Source organism: Bartonella sp. SL320 (assembly GCF_059687635.1).
Map to the genome: position 1 here is coordinate 950,054 of NZ_CM185143.1, position 15,300 is coordinate 965,353.

The 15,300-nt window shown below is 40.4% G+C and carries 24 protein-coding genes; all 24 read left to right on the forward strand.

The window, feature by feature from the left end:
- Positions 1 to 15 precede the first annotated feature (15 nt).
- Positions 16 to 294, forward strand: coding sequence for a 30S ribosomal protein S19 (rpsS, locus tag AC6ER8_RS03835; RefSeq protein WP_004855734.1), 279 nt, complete (start codon positions 16 to 18; stop codon positions 292 to 294).
- 2 nt (positions 295 to 296) lie between these two features.
- Complete coding sequence (rplV, locus tag AC6ER8_RS03840) at positions 297 to 686, forward strand: 50S ribosomal protein L22 (protein WP_273717730.1); 390 nt, start codon at positions 297 to 299, stop codon at positions 684 to 686.
- Positions 686 to 1,396: a 30S ribosomal protein S3 gene (gene rpsC, locus AC6ER8_RS03845; protein WP_005773275.1), complete on the forward strand. Its 711-nt coding sequence runs from the start codon at positions 686 to 688 to the stop codon at positions 1,394 to 1,396. The genes rplV and rpsC overlap by 1 nt, the downstream gene beginning before the upstream one ends.
- A 36-nt stretch (positions 1,397 to 1,432) precedes the next feature.
- Entirely contained in the window at positions 1,433 to 1,846 is a 414-nt protein-coding gene (gene rplP / locus AC6ER8_RS03850; RefSeq protein WP_015856581.1) for a 50S ribosomal protein L16, read from the forward strand.
- Between the two features lie 12 nt (positions 1,847 to 1,858).
- A complete protein-coding gene (gene rpmC, locus AC6ER8_RS03855) occupies positions 1,859 to 2,059 on the forward strand; it encodes a 50S ribosomal protein L29 (RefSeq protein WP_497079458.1) in 201 nt (66 codons plus the stop codon).
- A gap of 11 nt (positions 2,060 to 2,070) precedes the next feature.
- Positions 2,071 to 2,310 (forward strand): 30S ribosomal protein S17, encoded by a 240-nt coding sequence (gene rpsQ / locus AC6ER8_RS03860; RefSeq protein WP_497079460.1) that lies wholly within the window; start codon positions 2,071 to 2,073, stop codon positions 2,308 to 2,310.
- Positions 2,311 to 2,454: 144 nt separating this feature from the next.
- A complete protein-coding gene (gene rplN / locus AC6ER8_RS03865) occupies positions 2,455 to 2,823 on the forward strand; it encodes a 50S ribosomal protein L14 (protein ID WP_004855715.1) in 369 nt (122 codons plus the stop codon).
- A gap of 12 nt (positions 2,824 to 2,835) precedes the next feature.
- Positions 2,836 to 3,150, forward strand: a complete 315-nt coding sequence (gene rplX / locus AC6ER8_RS03870; RefSeq protein WP_497079462.1) for a 50S ribosomal protein L24 — start codon at positions 2,836 to 2,838, stop codon at positions 3,148 to 3,150.
- Positions 3,143 to 3,700: a 50S ribosomal protein L5 gene (rplE, locus tag AC6ER8_RS03875; protein WP_497079463.1), complete on the forward strand. Its 558-nt coding sequence runs from the start codon at positions 3,143 to 3,145 to the stop codon at positions 3,698 to 3,700. The genes rplX and rplE overlap by 8 nt, the downstream gene beginning before the upstream one ends.
- A 24-nt stretch (positions 3,701 to 3,724) precedes the next feature.
- Positions 3,725 to 4,030, forward strand: coding sequence for a 30S ribosomal protein S14 (gene rpsN, locus AC6ER8_RS03880; protein ID WP_497079465.1), 306 nt, complete (start codon positions 3,725 to 3,727; stop codon positions 4,028 to 4,030).
- 14 nt (positions 4,031 to 4,044) lie between these two features.
- Entirely contained in the window at positions 4,045 to 4,443 is a 399-nt protein-coding gene (rpsH, locus tag AC6ER8_RS03885; protein WP_497079467.1) for a 30S ribosomal protein S8, read from the forward strand.
- A gap of 38 nt (positions 4,444 to 4,481) precedes the next feature.
- Positions 4,482 to 5,015: a 50S ribosomal protein L6 gene (rplF, locus tag AC6ER8_RS03890; RefSeq protein WP_497079469.1), complete on the forward strand. Its 534-nt coding sequence runs from the start codon at positions 4,482 to 4,484 to the stop codon at positions 5,013 to 5,015.
- A 12-nt stretch (positions 5,016 to 5,027) separates the two neighbouring features.
- Positions 5,028 to 5,390, forward strand: coding sequence for a 50S ribosomal protein L18 (rplR, locus tag AC6ER8_RS03895; protein ID WP_497079471.1), 363 nt, complete (start codon positions 5,028 to 5,030; stop codon positions 5,388 to 5,390).
- A 111-nt stretch (positions 5,391 to 5,501) separates the two neighbouring features.
- Entirely contained in the window at positions 5,502 to 6,050 is a 549-nt protein-coding gene (rpsE, locus tag AC6ER8_RS03900; protein ID WP_142416452.1) for a 30S ribosomal protein S5, read from the forward strand.
- Between the two features lie 31 nt (positions 6,051 to 6,081).
- The gene (gene rpmD, locus AC6ER8_RS03905; protein WP_497079473.1) at positions 6,082 to 6,288 is read left to right on the forward strand and encodes a 50S ribosomal protein L30; all 207 of its coding nucleotides are present in this window, start codon (positions 6,082 to 6,084) and stop codon (positions 6,286 to 6,288) included.
- Positions 6,289 to 6,308: 20 nt separating this feature from the next.
- The gene (gene rplO / locus AC6ER8_RS03910; RefSeq protein ID WP_497079475.1) at positions 6,309 to 6,776 is read left to right on the forward strand and encodes a 50S ribosomal protein L15; all 468 of its coding nucleotides are present in this window, start codon (positions 6,309 to 6,311) and stop codon (positions 6,774 to 6,776) included.
- Between the two features lie 161 nt (positions 6,777 to 6,937).
- Positions 6,938 to 8,284 carry a preprotein translocase subunit SecY gene (secY, locus tag AC6ER8_RS03915; protein ID WP_497079477.1) on the forward strand — a complete coding sequence of 449 codons (1,347 nt, stop codon included), beginning with the start codon at positions 6,938 to 6,940 and terminating at the stop codon, positions 8,282 to 8,284.
- Positions 8,281 to 8,859 (forward strand): adenylate kinase, encoded by a 579-nt coding sequence (locus tag AC6ER8_RS03920; RefSeq protein ID WP_497079479.1) that lies wholly within the window; start codon positions 8,281 to 8,283, stop codon positions 8,857 to 8,859. The genes secY and AC6ER8_RS03920 overlap by 4 nt, the downstream gene beginning before the upstream one ends.
- 181 nt (positions 8,860 to 9,040) lie before the next feature.
- The gene (gene rpsM / locus AC6ER8_RS03925; RefSeq protein ID WP_100129410.1) at positions 9,041 to 9,409 is read left to right on the forward strand and encodes a 30S ribosomal protein S13; all 369 of its coding nucleotides are present in this window, start codon (positions 9,041 to 9,043) and stop codon (positions 9,407 to 9,409) included.
- A gap of 116 nt (positions 9,410 to 9,525) precedes the next feature.
- Positions 9,526 to 9,915, forward strand: a complete 390-nt coding sequence (gene rpsK / locus AC6ER8_RS03930; protein WP_100130778.1) for a 30S ribosomal protein S11 — start codon at positions 9,526 to 9,528, stop codon at positions 9,913 to 9,915.
- 95 nt (positions 9,916 to 10,010) lie between these two features.
- The gene (locus AC6ER8_RS03935) at positions 10,011 to 11,024 is read left to right on the forward strand and encodes a DNA-directed RNA polymerase subunit alpha (protein ID WP_497079481.1); all 1,014 of its coding nucleotides are present in this window, start codon (positions 10,011 to 10,013) and stop codon (positions 11,022 to 11,024) included.
- Positions 11,025 to 11,048: 24 nt separating this feature from the next.
- Positions 11,049 to 11,477: a 50S ribosomal protein L17 gene (gene rplQ, locus AC6ER8_RS03940; protein WP_497079483.1), complete on the forward strand. Its 429-nt coding sequence runs from the start codon at positions 11,049 to 11,051 to the stop codon at positions 11,475 to 11,477.
- 266 nt (positions 11,478 to 11,743) lie between these two features.
- Positions 11,744 to 13,138 carry a DegQ family serine endoprotease gene (locus AC6ER8_RS03945; RefSeq protein ID WP_497079485.1) on the forward strand — a complete coding sequence of 465 codons (1,395 nt, stop codon included), beginning with the start codon at positions 11,744 to 11,746 and terminating at the stop codon, positions 13,136 to 13,138.
- A gap of 8 nt (positions 13,139 to 13,146) precedes the next feature.
- Complete coding sequence (locus AC6ER8_RS03950) at positions 13,147 to 14,466, forward strand: replication-associated recombination protein A (protein WP_497079487.1); 1,320 nt, start codon at positions 13,147 to 13,149, stop codon at positions 14,464 to 14,466.
- Positions 14,467 to 15,300: the final 834 nt, after the last annotated feature.

Below are 15,300 nucleotides of genomic sequence, written 5' to 3' on the forward strand. Positions count from 1 at the left end.
GAAAGGTAGTCTGAAGTGGTTCGTTCAGTTTGGAAAGGTCCGTTTGTTGACGGCTATCTTCTTGGTAAAGCAGAGAAGGTTCGTGCAAGTGGGCGCAATGAAGTTATAAAAATATGGAGTCGTCGCTCTACTATTTTGCCACAATTTGTTGGCTTAACTTTTGGTGTTTACAACGGCAATAAGCATATTCCTGTTTCTGTTTCTGAAGAGATGGTTGGACATAAGTTTGGTGAGTTCGCTCCTACCCGGACTTATTATGGTCATGGTGCCGATAAAAAAGCGAAGAGGAAGTAGGAATGGGAAAAGCTAAGGTTCCGCGCCAGCTTAAAGATAATGAAGCAAAGGCTGTCACACGGACAATTCGTGTTAGTCCGCAGAAGCTTAATTTAGTTGCTGCAATGATTCGTGGTAAAAGAGTTAATGTGGCGCTTGCTGATTTGATGTTTTCGCGCAAACGTATTGCCGCTACTGTGAAAAAAACGCTTGAATCAGCGATTGCAAACGCAGAGAATAACCATGATCTTGATATTGATTCGCTTATTGTAGCAGAGGCTTATGTTGGTAAGTCGATCGTGATGAAACGCTTTCATGTTCGTGGTCGCGGGCGTGCTAGTCGAATTGAGCGTCCATTTTCACATCTTACTGTTATTGTTCGTGAAGTTAGCGAAAAAGTGGAGGCCGCGTAATGGGTCAGAAGATCAATCCAATAGGACTTCGTCTTGGTGTTAATCGGACTTGGGATTCTCGTTGGTATGCTGATAGTGGTGAATATGGACGTCTTCTTCATGAAGATTTGAAAATTCGCTCTTATGTGCTTGAAGAGCTTAAACAGGCAGCGATTTCTAAGGTTGTTATTGAGCGCCCTCATAAAAAATGTCGTGTTACGATTCATTCTGCGCGTCCTGGTCTCATTATAGGTAAAAAGGGTGCTGATATTGAGAAGCTTCGTCGTAAGCTTTCAGAAATGACCAATGCTGAAACTTCATTGAATATTGTGGAGATTCGTAAGCCAGAGATTGATGCTACAATCATTGCGCAATCAATTGCGCAACAGTTAGAGCGTCGTGTTGCTTTTCGTCGTGCCATGAAGCGTGCTGTTCAATCGGCTATGCGTCTTGGTGCGGAGGGTATTCGTATTAACTGTTCTGGTCGTCTTGGTGGTGCTGAAATTGCGCGTATGGAATGGTATCGTGAAGGTCGTGTTCCACTTCATACCTTGCGTTCCGATGTTGATTACGGTACAGCAGAAGCTAAGACTGCTTATGGTATTTGTGGTATTAAAGTTTGGGTCTTTAAGGGTGAGATTCTTGAACATGATCCGATGGCTTCAGAACGTCGTGCTACGGAAGCTGATCAATCTGGTTCTTCATCGAATCGTCGCCGCGAAAATGCTTAGTTTTTAAGATTGAACTAAAATTTGGAGTAGAGAACAATGTTGCAGCCAAAGCGCACAAAGTTCCGTAAACAGTTCAAGGGCCGTATTCACGGTGTTGCGAAGGGTGGTACGGATTTGAATTTCGGTGCTTACGGTTTGAAGGCTGTTGAGCCGGAGCGGATTACTGCTCGTCAAATTGAAGCGGCGCGTCGTGCTATTACACGTTACATGAAACGTTCTGGTCGTGTGTGGATTCGTATTTTTCCAGATCTTCCGGTTACATCTAAACCAACGGAAGTTCGTATGGGTAAAGGTAAGGGAAGTGTTGATTATTGGGCTGCGCGTGTTGCTCCTGGACGCATCATGTTTGAGCTTGATGGTGTCCCTGAAGATGTTGCTCGTGAAGCACTGAGGTTGGGTGCTGCGAAGTTGCCGATAAAAACGCGTTTCATCCAGCGTATTGCTGAATAAAGAGGTTAAGCGATGAAAGCCAGAGAATTACGGGCGCAAACGCTCGACCAAATGAAAGATGAGTTGGCTAAGTTAAAAAAAGAGCAATTTAATTTGCGCTTTCAAAAAGCAACAGGTCAATTAGAAAAGACTGAGCGTGTTAGGCAGGTTCGTCGTGATATTGCGCGCATTAAGACTTTTCTTCGTCAAAGATTAAGTGAAAGTAAGGTTTAAGGAAATAAGAGATGCCTAAACGCGTTTTGCAGGGTGTTGTTGTTAGCGACAAAAGCGATAAGACTGTCGTTGTCAAAGTTGAGCGTCGTTATTCTCATCCGCTTCTGAAAAAGACTGTTCGGCAGTCTAAAAATTATAAAGCGCATGACGAAAACAACCAATTCAAGATTGGGGATCAAGTTTCTATTCAGGAATCGAGACCAATTTCGAAAGATAAATGTTGGATTGTTCTAAAGGACAATGTAGCGTAATAAGTTGAGTTTATTGTTTTAGAATTTAACAGTGGTTTTTCGTTGATAAATTTGAAGACGATGGCTTTGTCGTTATTTGGCAGGGATAATTCGATTGTATAAAAAGTACAAGCGGATATATATGTTAAGAGAAGGTGACCAGTCATGATTCAGATGCAAACAAACCTCGACGTTGCTGATAATTCTGGCGCTCGTCGTGTCATGTGCATCAAAGTGTTAGGCGGTTCAAAGCGGAAATATGCTTCGGTCGGTGACATTATTGTTGTTTCGGTCAAAGATGCTATTCCTCGTGGCCGTGTTAAAAAGGGTGATGTTATGAAAGCTGTTGTGGTTCGTACGGCTAAGGATATTCGTCGCGCAGATGGTAGTGTCATTCGTTTTGATAGTAATGCTGCGGTTTTAGTGGATAATAAAAAAGAGCCGATCGGTACGCGTATCTTTGGACCTGTTCCCCGTGAATTGCGTGGGAGAAATCATATGAAGATCATCTCGCTCGCTCCTGAAGTGCTGTAAGGAGTTAATGTTATGCAGAAGATTCGAAAAGGTGATAGAGTTGTTGTTTTATCCGGTAAGGATAAAGGATCTAGTGGTGAAGTAATTAAGGTTAGTCCGAAAGAGAACAAGGCTTTTGTTCGTGGGATTAATATGGTTAAACGTCACCAACGTCAAACGCAGAAGCAAGAAGCTGGAATTATTTCTAAAGAAGCTCCGATTCATCTGTCTAATTTGGCGATTGCTGATCCTAAAGATGGTAAACCTACACGCGTAGGTTTTCGTGTGAATGCGGATGGTAATAAGGTACGATTTGCCAAGCGTTCGGGAGAGTTGATTAATGGCTGAGGAAAGACAAATACCGCGTATGAAAGCGCATTACTTTGAAGTGATTCGTAAAGCACTTCAGGAAAAGTTTAATTACAAAAATGCGATGCAAATTCCGCGGATTGATAAAATTGTAATTAATATGGGGATAGGCGAAGCAACAGCTGATTCGAAAAAGCCTTCCCTTGCTGCTGAGGATTTAGGACTTATAACAGGTCAGAAGGCCGTTGTTACCCGTGCGCGTAATTCTATTGCGACCTTTAAGGTTCGTGAAGGAATGCCTCTTGGGGCGAAAGTGACATTGCGTAAAGATCGTATGTTTGAGTTTTTGGATCGTCTTGTTACGATTGCTCTCCCTAGGGTTCGTGACTTTCGTGGTTTAAATCCAAAGAGTTTTGATGGTCGTGGCAATTTTGCTATGGGTATTAAAGAGCACATTGTGTTTCCAGAAATCAATTATGATAAAGTTGATCAAATTTGGGGCATGGATATTATCGTTTGTACGACAGCAAAAACGGATGATGAAGCGCGTGAATTATTGCGTGCTTTTAATTTTCCTTTTCGTTCGTAACGGCAAATGTAGCGAGGTGAGATTATGGCCAAAGTAAGTGCCGTTGAAAAAAATAAGCGTCGTGCGGTGATGGTGAAGCGTTATGCTGCTCGTCGTGCACGTTTGAAAGCAATCGTGATGGATCAGAAGGTTTCTCTTGAGGAACGTTTTAAAGCTTCTGTTCAATTGGCAGAATTGCCGCGTAATTCTTCAAAAGTTCGTGTTCGTAATCGTTGTGAGGTTTCAGGTCGTCCTAGGGCTTATTATCGTAAGTTAAAAATGTCACGGATTGCATTGCGTGAACTTGGCTCTATTGGCCATATTCCTGGTATTGTAAAGTCTAGTTGGTAAGAGGAGATTATTTAATGTCTATGTCAGATCCTCTTGGTGATATGTTAACGCGTATTCGTAATGCCCTTGGTCGTAAAAAAGGCAAAGTTGTTACTCCAGCTTCAAAGCTTCGTGCGCATGTTCTTGATGTTCTTCAGTCAGAAGGTTATATTCGCGGATATAATCAAATAGATTTAGGTGATGGAAAAGCTGAAATTGAAATCGAATTGAAGTATTTTGAAGGAATGGCTGCTATTCGTGAGATTTCGCGCGTATCAAAGCCCGGTCGTCGTGTGTATGTTTCCGCTAAGTCACTGCCACAGGTGGCAAATGGTCTCGGTATTTCGATTTTATCGACACCTAAAGGTGTTATGGCTGATCATGAAGCGCGTGAACAGAATGTTGGCGGAGAACTCCTTTGTCGTGTTTTCTAAGTGTGTCCAAGAAAACGGAAGAAAAGTAGGTTAGAACAATGTCTCGTATTGGAAAGAAACCCATTTCAATTCCTTCTGGGGTTACTGCTACTGTTGAAGGTCAGCTGGTTAAGGCAAAAGGTCCAAAAGGTGAACTAAGTTACGTCGTTAATGATGAGGTCTTAGTTAAATTCGAGGATAATGTCATATCCGTTATGCCGCGCGATCAGTCAAAAGATGCGCGCTCTAAATGGGGTATGTCACGTTCAATGATTGAAAACATTTTTTGTGGTGTAAAAGATGGTTTTGAAAAAAGATTAGAGATCAATGGGGTTGGTTATCGTGCAGCTTTGCAGGGTAAAGATATTCAGCTCTCTCTAGGCTTTTCCCATGATGTGGTCTATAAAGTTCCAGCGGGTGTGACTGTGACTGTTCCTAAGCCAACAGAGATTGTTATTTCTGGAATTGATAAACAGCAAGTTGGACAAGTTGCAGCGGAGATTCGCGAATATCGTAGGCCTGAACCTTATAAAGGTAAAGGTGTTAAGCATGCCGATGAACGCATCTTCCGTAAAGAAGGTAAAAAGAAATAAGGATTTTGTATTATGGTTTCATCTAAGGACATTATCCAGCGTCGTGCAAGGCGTGTTCGTCGTAGAATCAAGATGGTTTCTCATGATCGTCCTCGGTTGAGTGTTTATCGTTCAAATCAGAACATCTATGCTCAAATTATTGATGATTTACGAGGATGTACACTTGTTTCGGCTTCTACTCTTGAAAGTGATTTGAAAAAATCATTAAAAAGTGGTGCTGATAAAGAAGCTGCTTTTGCTGTTGGTAAGTTGATTGCTGAACGTGCCAAGCAAGCTGGTGTTAATGAAGTGGTTTTTGATCGTGGAGCTTATGTGTACCATGGTCGCATTAAGGCTTTGGCTGAAGCTGCTCGTGAAGGTGGTTTAAGCTTTTAAAGTTTCCTATTGATGAGTACGTTAGGATACTTTAAAATATTTCATTTAAGTTCTTCTTATTGGATGAGGAACTTTGTTATCGTGCTTCCGGAAAAGAAAAAGGAATGAGGAATGGCACAAAAAGAACGTAATGATAGAGAAGAACGCGATAATGAATTTGTCGATAGGCTCGTTCATATTAATCGTGTTGCTAAAGTTGTAAAGGGTGGTCGGCGTTTTGGTTTTGCTGCTCTTGTTGTTGTTGGAGATCAAAAAGGGCGCGTGGGTTTTGGACATGGTAAAGCCCGTGAAGTTCCAGAAGCTGTTCGTAAAGCGACGGAGTCTGCAAAGCGTGGGATGATTTATGTTCCACTTCGCTCTGGGCGTACGCTGCATCATGATCTTGAAGGTCGTCACGGAGCTGGGCGTGTTTTGCTCCGTTCAGCATCTGCTGGTACTGGTATTATTGCTGGGGGACCGATGCGTGCTATTTTTGAAGCTCTTGGTATGCAGGATGTTGTTGCAAAATCACTAGGGTCATCGAACCCTTATAATATGGTTCGTGCAACCTTTGATGCATTGAAGCACCAAATGCATCCAAGAGATATTGCTGCTCAACGTGGTATAAAATATTCGACTTTGCAGGCGCGTCGTCGCCATTTAGTCGACATAGAAGGATAGTTTCTGGGATTATCAGAAAAGGGATTAGGAAATGGTTCAGAAAAAATCTCAGAGTGGTAAAACTGTGACGGTAGAGCAAATTGGAAGTCCGATTCGGAATTCGCGGATTCAGCGTGCGACCTTGAAGGGGCTTGGACTCAATAAAATACGTCGGCGGCGCGTTTTGGAAGATACACTTTGTGTGCGGGGTATGATTGCTCAGGTTCGGCATCTTGTTCGCGTTATAGATGAAGGTTAAAAGTTGCGGGAGTATTAGATATGAAACTCAATGAACTGCGTGATTGCGAAGGCGCAACAAGAAATCGTAAACGTGTTGGACGTGGTATTGGTTCGGGTACTGGTAAGACAGGTGGGCGTGGTGTAAAAGGGCAAAGATCGCGCTCTGGTGTTTCTCTTAATGGTTTTGAAGGTGGGCAAATGCCTATCTATCGTCGTTTGCCAAAACGTGGATTTAGAAATTTCTTTGCCAAAAACTATAATGAAGTTTCACTGGGACGTATTCAGTTGGCTGTTGATTCAGGTAATTTGAGCGTTGAAAAACCTGTTGACATAATTGCTTTAAAAGAGGCGGGTATTATTCGTCGTGAGAAAGATGGGGTTCGTCTTCTTTCTGATGGTGATTTGAAAGCGAAGATTATTTTTCATGTTTCTGGTGCTTCACAAGCTGCTCGTGCTAAGATTGAAAAAGTGGGCGGTCAGGTTATTTTTCCTGATGTCGTCCGATAGTTTTTTGGTATGAATAGTGATTTAAAGAAGAGCTACATCTATTCTTTTGAATATTTTGTGGAGAGTTATTTAAATCCAGCTATTATTTGTGTATAAAGATATAAGTTTTAGGATTATACTTCTGTGATTTGAAGAACTGGAGTGTGGAGTGGAGACGTTTTATGGCATCAGCAGCAGAGCAATTTGCTTCCAATATAAACTTCGGTACCTTTTCGCGTGCAACTGAGTTAAAGAAACGCATCTGGTTTACTTTAGCAGCGCTTCTTGTCTATCGTTTCGGAACTTATATTTCTCTTCCAGGTATTAATCTTGATGCTTTGCGGCAAACATTTGAACATCATGCATCAGGTGTCTTAGGACTTTTTAATATGTTTGCTGGGGGTGCTGTTGGGCGTATGGCAATTTTTGCGCTCGGTATTATGCCTTATATATCGGCATCTATTATTGTGCAGTTGTTAACATCTATTATTCCTTCTTTGGAAACGCTTAAAAAGGAAGGGGAATTAGGTCGTAAGATTATTAATCAATATACGCGTTATGTAACAGTCGTATTGGCTATTTTGCAAGCTTTTGGTATTGCAGTTGCGCTGGAAAGCGGTATAGGGACAGGGCTTCAAATTGTTGTAGAACCAGGTCTTATGTTTCGTATCTCTTCTGTTATTACACTTGTTGGTGGAACAATGTTTCTCATGTGGCTTGGCGAACAAATTACGTCACGCGGTGTTGGTAATGGGGTTTCTCTCATTATTTTTTCAGGGATTGTTGCCAATTTTCCTTCTACTTTTGCTCAGCTTTTGACGGCGCATAGTCAGGCTGATTTATCAACTTTTCTTTTAATAGGCATTGTCCTTATTGCTGTTTTGGTTATTGGGCTTATTGTTTTTATAGAGCGTGCGCAACGGCGAATTCTTATTCAGTATCCGAAACGTCAGGTTGGGAATCAAATGATTCAAGGCGATATGTCGCATCTTCCTTTAAAGTTGAATACTGCTGGTGTTATTCCACCTATTTTTGCTTCATCTTTATTGTTATTGCCTGCTACTATTAATAATTTTTCTGATCAAATGCCACAATGGGTTCAGGCGATTTCTTATTCTCTCGGTCATGGACAGCCACTTTATATGATTGTTTATGCATTTTTAATGGCATTTTTTTGCTTTTTTTATACGGCTATTGTATTTAATCCAAGTGATACCGCAGATCAGTTGAAAAAGCATTCTGGTTTTATTCCAGGAATTCGTCCAGGTGAGCGTACAGCCGAATATATTGATTATGTTTTGACACGTATTACTGTTGTGGGTGCTATTTATATTATCTTGGTTTGTTTACTTCCTGAATTTATGATATCTGCATTCCGAGTTCCTTTTTATCTTGGGGGAACATCCTTGTTGATTGTTGTGACTGTTACTCTTGATACGGTTGCTCAAATTCAAGGGCATCTTGTTGCACACCAATATGAAGGGTTGATAAAAAAATCAAAACTTCGTGGAGGTCGAAAAAATCGATGAGAGTTGTTCTTTTAGGCCCTCCTGGAGCGGGGAAGGGGACGCAAGCTAAAATGTTAACTGAGGAATATAATATCCCTCATCTGTCGACGGGCGACATGTTGCGTGAGGTTATTCACAGAGAAACAGAAATTGGTAAAAAAGCTAAAGCTGCTATAAGTTCTGGCGCTTTGGTTCCTGATAGCGTTGTTAATCAAATTGTATCAGATCGAATTGATGAAGCTGATTGTGTAAATGGTTTTATTTTGGATGGGTATCCAAGAACTGTAGGGCAGGCTGAAGCGTTACAACAGATTCTTGAGTCAAAGAATATGCAGCTTGATGCCGTTATTGAGTTGTGCGTTGACGAAGATGCATTGATTGAACGTATGAAAAAGCGTGTTCAGGAGACAATAGCGGCTGGAGGGCAGGTCCGTTTAGATGATAACCCTGTTGCTTTTGCAAAAAGATTAGTAGAATACCGTGAGAAAACGGCGCCCTTATCAAAATTTTATTCAGAGAGAGGAATTTTGAAGGTCATTGATGGGATGATTGATATTGCTGAAGTGACCCGTATGATTAAAGGTTTTCTTTTATGAGATTTTTTTTAGAAGGAAATGAAAAGAGTTGACTTTTGAGATAAAATCTATCACAAAACAATTCTAATTTGTTTCAGTTAAATAAGCGGATTCGGAAGAGTTTTGTTCTGAGTCTATTCTTTTTTGTAAGGTACATCAGGTATTTTATAATAATTTGTCAACATAACTAAGGAGAGTAGGCGTGGCTCGTATCGCTGGCGTCAATATCCCGACAAATAAGCGTGTAATTATTGCGCTTCAATATATCCACGGGATTGGACCAAAATTTGCTCAAGAAATTATTGAAAAGGTTGGTATTCCCACAGGGCGTCGTGTGCATGAGCTTTCGGATGCTGAGGTTTTGCAAATTCGTGAGGCGATAGATCAGGGGTATCAAGTTGAAGGTGATCTTCGCCGTGAAGTTGCTATGAATGTTAAACGTTTGATGGACCTTGGTTGCTATCGTGGATTGCGTCATCGTCGGTCTTTGCCTGTTCGAGGACAGCGTACACATACGAATGCTCGTACCCGTAAGGGGCCAGCTAAAGCAATTGCTGGTAAGAAAAAATAAGAATCTTTACGAAGGTTTTTTTATATATTCTTTTTCTTGTTATACTAGCTTTGACAAGAAAAAGAGGGTGGAGCTGCTGATATTACGGCAGTGATGAGATCATTGAAAGGAAGAATATGGCCAAGGAAGCCACACGTGTTCGTCGTCGCGAACGTAAGAATATTTCATCGGGTGTTGTGCATATTAATTCAACATTTAACAATACAATGATTACGATTACTGATGCCCAGGGGAATACAATTGCGTGGTCATCTGCTGGTGCTCAAGGCTTTAAAGGGGCACGTAAATCTACGCCTTTTGCCGCTCAGGTTGCTGCGGAGGATTGTGCGAGAAAAGCACAAGAACATGGAATGCGGTCTTTGGAAGTTGAAGTTTGTGGTCCTGGGGCGGGGCGTGAATCTGCTCTACGTGCATTGCAATCTGTTGGTTTTGTCATTACTTCTATTCGTGATGTAACACCAATCCCTCATAATGGATGTCGTCCGCGGAAAAGGCGGCGTGTTTAATTGGGTGTTGTTTTTTTGTTATCGGAGATTTCTCTGATGTTCACATTGGTCGTTACGATTGGATGGTAACGGAACTAAAGAACGGGAATAAAAATATGATCCAGAAAAACTGGCAGGAACTTATTAAACCCAATAAGGTTGAATCATGTAAGCATGATAATCCGAATATTACAAGTGTCATTGCTGAGCCTCTTGAGCGGGGATTTGGCTTAACATTAGGAAATGCACTTCGTCGTGTGTTGTTATCTTCTCTTCGTGGTGCCGCTATTACAGCTGTACAGATTGATGGTGTCTTACATGAATTTTCATCAATCCCAGGCGTTCGTGAGGACGTTACAGATATTATTCTGAATATAAAGGAAATTGCACTTCGTATGGAAGAAGAGGGGCCTAAACGTGTCGTCGTTTATAAAGAGGGTCCTGGTGTTGTGAGAGCTGGAGATATCAATACCGTTGGAGATATGGAGATTCTCAATCCAGATCATGTTATCTGTACTCTTGATGAAGGTGCTGAAATTCGTATGGAGTTTATTGTCAACACAGGAAAGGGATATGTTCCCTCTGATCGTAATTATGTTGATGATGCCCATATAGGACTTATTCCAATTGATAGTCTTTATTCACCAATTCGTAAAGTATCTTATAAGGTGGAGAATACACGTGAAGGTCAAGTTCTCGATTATGATAAATTAACGTTAACAATTGAGACAAATGGTGCTGTTCATGGAGAAGATGCCGTTGCTTTTGCAGCGCGCATTCTTCAAGATCAATTATCGTTATTTATTAACTTTGAAGAACCACAGAAGGAGGCTGTTGAAGAAGCTGATTCTGAGCTTTCCTTTAATCCTGCACTTCTCAAAAAAGTAGATGAATTAGAACTTTCCGTTCGTTCGGCAAATTGTCTTAAGAACGATAATATTGTCTATATTGGTGATCTTATTCAAAAAACAGAATCTGAAATGCTTCGGACCCCTAATTTTGGTCGTAAGTCGTTGAATGAGATTAAAGAAGTTTTGGCATGTATGGGATTGCATCTTGGGATGGAAATTCCAGCGTGGCCGCCTGAAAACATTGATGATCTTGCTAAACGTTATGAAGATCAGTATTGAAATTAGAATTTAAGGAGAAGACTTATGCGCCATAGTAAGTCAGGACGCAAATTGAATCGGACTGCTAGTCACCGTAAAGCGATGTTTGCAAATATGGCAACTTCGTTGATCGAGCATGAGCAGATTGTGACGACGCTTCCAAAGGCTAAAGAAATTCGTCCTATTGTTGAAAAGCTCGTTACTCTTGGTAAACGTGGTGGTTTGCATGCGCGTCGACAAGCAATTGCTGCACTTCGTGATACAGGAAAAGTTGCAAAGTTATTTGATGTTCTTGCACCACGTTATGCATCGCGCAATGGTGGATATTTGCGTATTATGAAGGCAGGGTTTCGTACCGGTGATAATGCGCCCATGGCTGTTATAGAGTTTGTTGATCGTGATGTTGAAGCGAAGGGAGCGGGAGATCGTGCTCGTATAGAAGCTTCAGAGGATAAAAAGGGCGCTTCTTCCTAAAGTTTTCTTATTCTATCATTTTTTTTAAAAGACCGCCTTGTCATGGGCGGTTTTTTTATGCGTATTTTTTTATTTTGTTTTACTTGAGAAATAGATGAGCAGAGAAAATTATAGGATATTGAATTATTTGATTTGTATAATATTTTTTTCTTAAATAGGTTGTTTTTATTCTCTATTATGAAATATTAATAGAGATCTTGCGGGAATGTATTTTAAAAGTTCTATGAATCTTCAACGAATGGGCTGATTTTATAAGGAGTAGATTTATGAGGTATTCTTTTGGGGTGCGGCTTTTTTTTGTAATTATGGTGCTGATATCGTTTGATCATGCATATGCTCATGTTCCTCAAACACAAAAAGAAATCACTCTTTCATTTGCTCCTTTAGTTAAAAAGACAGTTCCATCTGTTGTCAATATTTATGCGGCTCGACAAATTAGAGCACGATCTCCTTTTGAGGGTGATCCATTTTTTGAGCAATTTTTTGATCGTTTACAAAATAACTTTCCTGTGCGTAAGCAATCATCATTAGGATCAGGGGTGATTGTTGATAAGCGTGGTTTGATTGTTACAAATTACCACGTCATTAAAGATGCAAGCGAAATTAAAGTGGCTTTTTCTGATGGGCGAGAGTTTGAGAGTAAGATTGTGCTTAAAGATGAAGCAACGGATATCGCCATTTTGGAAGTTGATGCAAAAGATACGCAGTTTCCTGTTCTCTCTTTGGGGGATTCTGATGCTGTTGAAGTGGGTGATCTTGTTCTGGCTATTGGTAATCCTTTTGGTGTTGGTCAAACAGTTACAAGTGGTATTGTTTCAGCGCAAGCGCGTACACGTGTTGGGATTTCTGATTTTGACTTTTTTATTCAAACAGATGCTGCCATTAACCCAGGAAATTCTGGTGGCGCTTTAATTGATATGAAAGGTCAATTAATCGGAATTAATACCGCTATTTATTCGCGTTCCGGTGGTTCTGTAGGGATTGGTTTTGCTATCCCGGTTAATCTGGTAAAAGTGATGCTTGAGACTGTTAAACGCGGTGGAAAATATTTTGTGCCGCCTTATATTGGGGCCTCCTTTCAAAATGTTACACCTGATATTGCAAGTGGTTTAGGCTTGGAACGTCCCTATGGTGCTCTTGTTATTGAAGTTATCAAAGGCAGTCCTGCTGAAAAAGCCGGCTTAAAAGTAGGCGATGTTATTTTAAGTGTGCAGGGGGTACGCGTTGATAGTCCAGATAGTCTTGGCTATCGTTTGATGACAGCGGATGTTGGGCATAGTCTTGTTTTGGAATATTTACGAAGTGGAAAAACTTTAAAAACACAGATAAAAGTTGAATCAATATCGGAAACTGCATTTTTAAAATCTGAAAAAATTATGGGTGAAAGTCCTCTTTCTGGTGCTGAGGTGTTAGATTTAACACCGCAAAATAGTCGACGTTTTCATCTTCCTATATCGGCAAAAGGTGTGGTGATTACCAATCTTGATGAGATGAGTAATGCTGCTGGAATTTTTCGGCCAGGAGATATCTTACGTATTGTCAATGGGTATAAGATTCAAACAGTTCATCAGTTGAAAAAGATTCTTATGCAAACGCGCTCGCGTACTTGGCAATTGGAATATGAACGTGATGGTATGTATATTCGCCAATTTATTCGTTGAGGTTGTTTTTGAAGAAAGATTTTTTTACTTCGTCGTTTGATCCTAAAGTGAATAAAAATCAGCCCCTTGCAGAAAGAATGCGTCCTTGTTCTCTCAATGAGGTTGTGGGACAAAAGCATTTAATTGGAGAAGATGGCGTGCTTTCACGGATGGTGGCAGCAGACTCAATTGGATCGATGATTTTTTGGGGACCTCCAGGGACGGGAAAAACAACAGTTGCGCGTTTGCTAGCACTTGAAACAAATTTTGCGTTTGAACAAGTTTCTGCTATTTTTACAGGTGTTTCTGAACTTAAAAAGATTTTTGAAGTTGCACAGAGGCGTTTTATGTCTGGGGATAAAACGCTTCTCTTTGTTGATGAAATTCATCGCTTTAATCGTGCACAGCAAGATAGTTTTCTTCCTGTGATGGAAGATGGTACGGTAGTCCTTATTGGTGCAACAACTGAAAATCCTTCTTTTGAACTTAATGCTGCTCTTCTTTCGCGTGCACGGGTTTTAACATTTCATTCTCATGATCATGAAAGTTTAGACATGCTTTTGAAGCGTGCTGAAGAGGTGGTAGGAAAGTTTCTACCCTTGGATAATGAGGCCAGAGACGTTTTGATCGGGATGTCTGATGGTGATGCACGGGTAGCATTGACATTGGCAGAGGAAATTTGGTCTGTTGTGCGTTCTGGAGAGATTCTTGATGCGGGTGCTTTACAAAAAATTATTCAGCGTCGTGCACCCATTTATGATAAAGGACGAGATGGGCACCATAATCTTATTTCAGCGTTGCATAAATCCGTTCGTGGCTCTGATCCTGATGCGGCACTTTATTATTTAACACGTATGTTGGATGCTGGTGAAGATCCTCTCTATATTGGGCGAAGATTGGTTCGTATGGCTGTTGAAGATGTTGGTTTGGCAGATCCGCAAGCGCTTGTCATTTGTAATGCGGCAAAAGACGCCTATGATTATTTAGGATCACCAGAAGGAGAATTGGCTTTGGCAGAGGCTTGTCTTTATGTTGCAACGGCACCAAAGTCAAATGCCACATATCTCGCCTATAAAGCGGCACTGCGTTGTGCGCAAAAAAATGGTTCTTTGCCACCTCCTAAACATATCCTTAACGCCCCGACAAAATTAATGAAGGAGGAAGGGTATGGAGAGGGGTATTGTTATGATCATGATGAACCAGATGCTTTTTCAGGACAAGAATATTTTCCTGAAAAACTTGGGCGTCAGAGTTTTTATAAACCTGTTGAGCGTGGATTTGAGCGTGAAATTGTGAAACGTCTTGAATGGTGGAAACAATTGCGCAGGAAACGTAAAAGCCAACACTAAAATTTGAGTTAGAACACGTTTTTTATTGATTTTGGATTTATTTTTTTATCTCTCGTATCATTGTAGGAACAATTTATATTTTAAACATTTATAATATTGCTCATTTTTTGATCCCTTAAAAAGAAATATCCTTTTATAGATTCACATTTAAATTAAGTCATTCAATTCTTAAGATACTTTATTTTTTATGGCTTTAATTTAGTAATCTATTGACTTATAAGGATAATCCGCTGTTTTGTATGTTGGATAAGAGTTTCAAATACCGTATGCTTTTCTCATTTTAAACCTAATCAATCAAAGCTATTTTCTTGGTATGTTATAAGTGGGATTAATGTGTGGTCAAAACTCTATAAGAAAAAACTAAAAATGGCTTTGATGAATCGTTTCAAGTTTTGAAAGACGTCGCAACATTGGGGCGTGAAGAAATGTGTGTTGGTATAATGCTGCTGCTGCTGGAGTGTTTCAAGCGTAAAGTAGAGACGTTGATGCTTAATGGCTTTTATAATATATCATTTATGGGCCTTGTCGCGAAATGGGTGTGACAAACGTTGAAAAATGTCTTTTTAAAACAAGTGCGCGAATATGCAACATAGAGGCGTTTTGTTCTTCGATGCAATACGGTGTGGTTTTTCGTGATAATGTGTTTTTGTATGATTACGAGGGTAAGTCTTTTTCTTTCAGGACTTAGCCTAAGGGATAAGCAGAAAGATTAAACATTGTGTTGAAATTTAAATTGTTCCTTTTCTAGAGAGATAAATGTGTTAATTTACTCTCCTATAGAGTATTTATTTGGAGTCTATTTTATATCATAAGGTAAAGAGGGTCCGTCCTTTA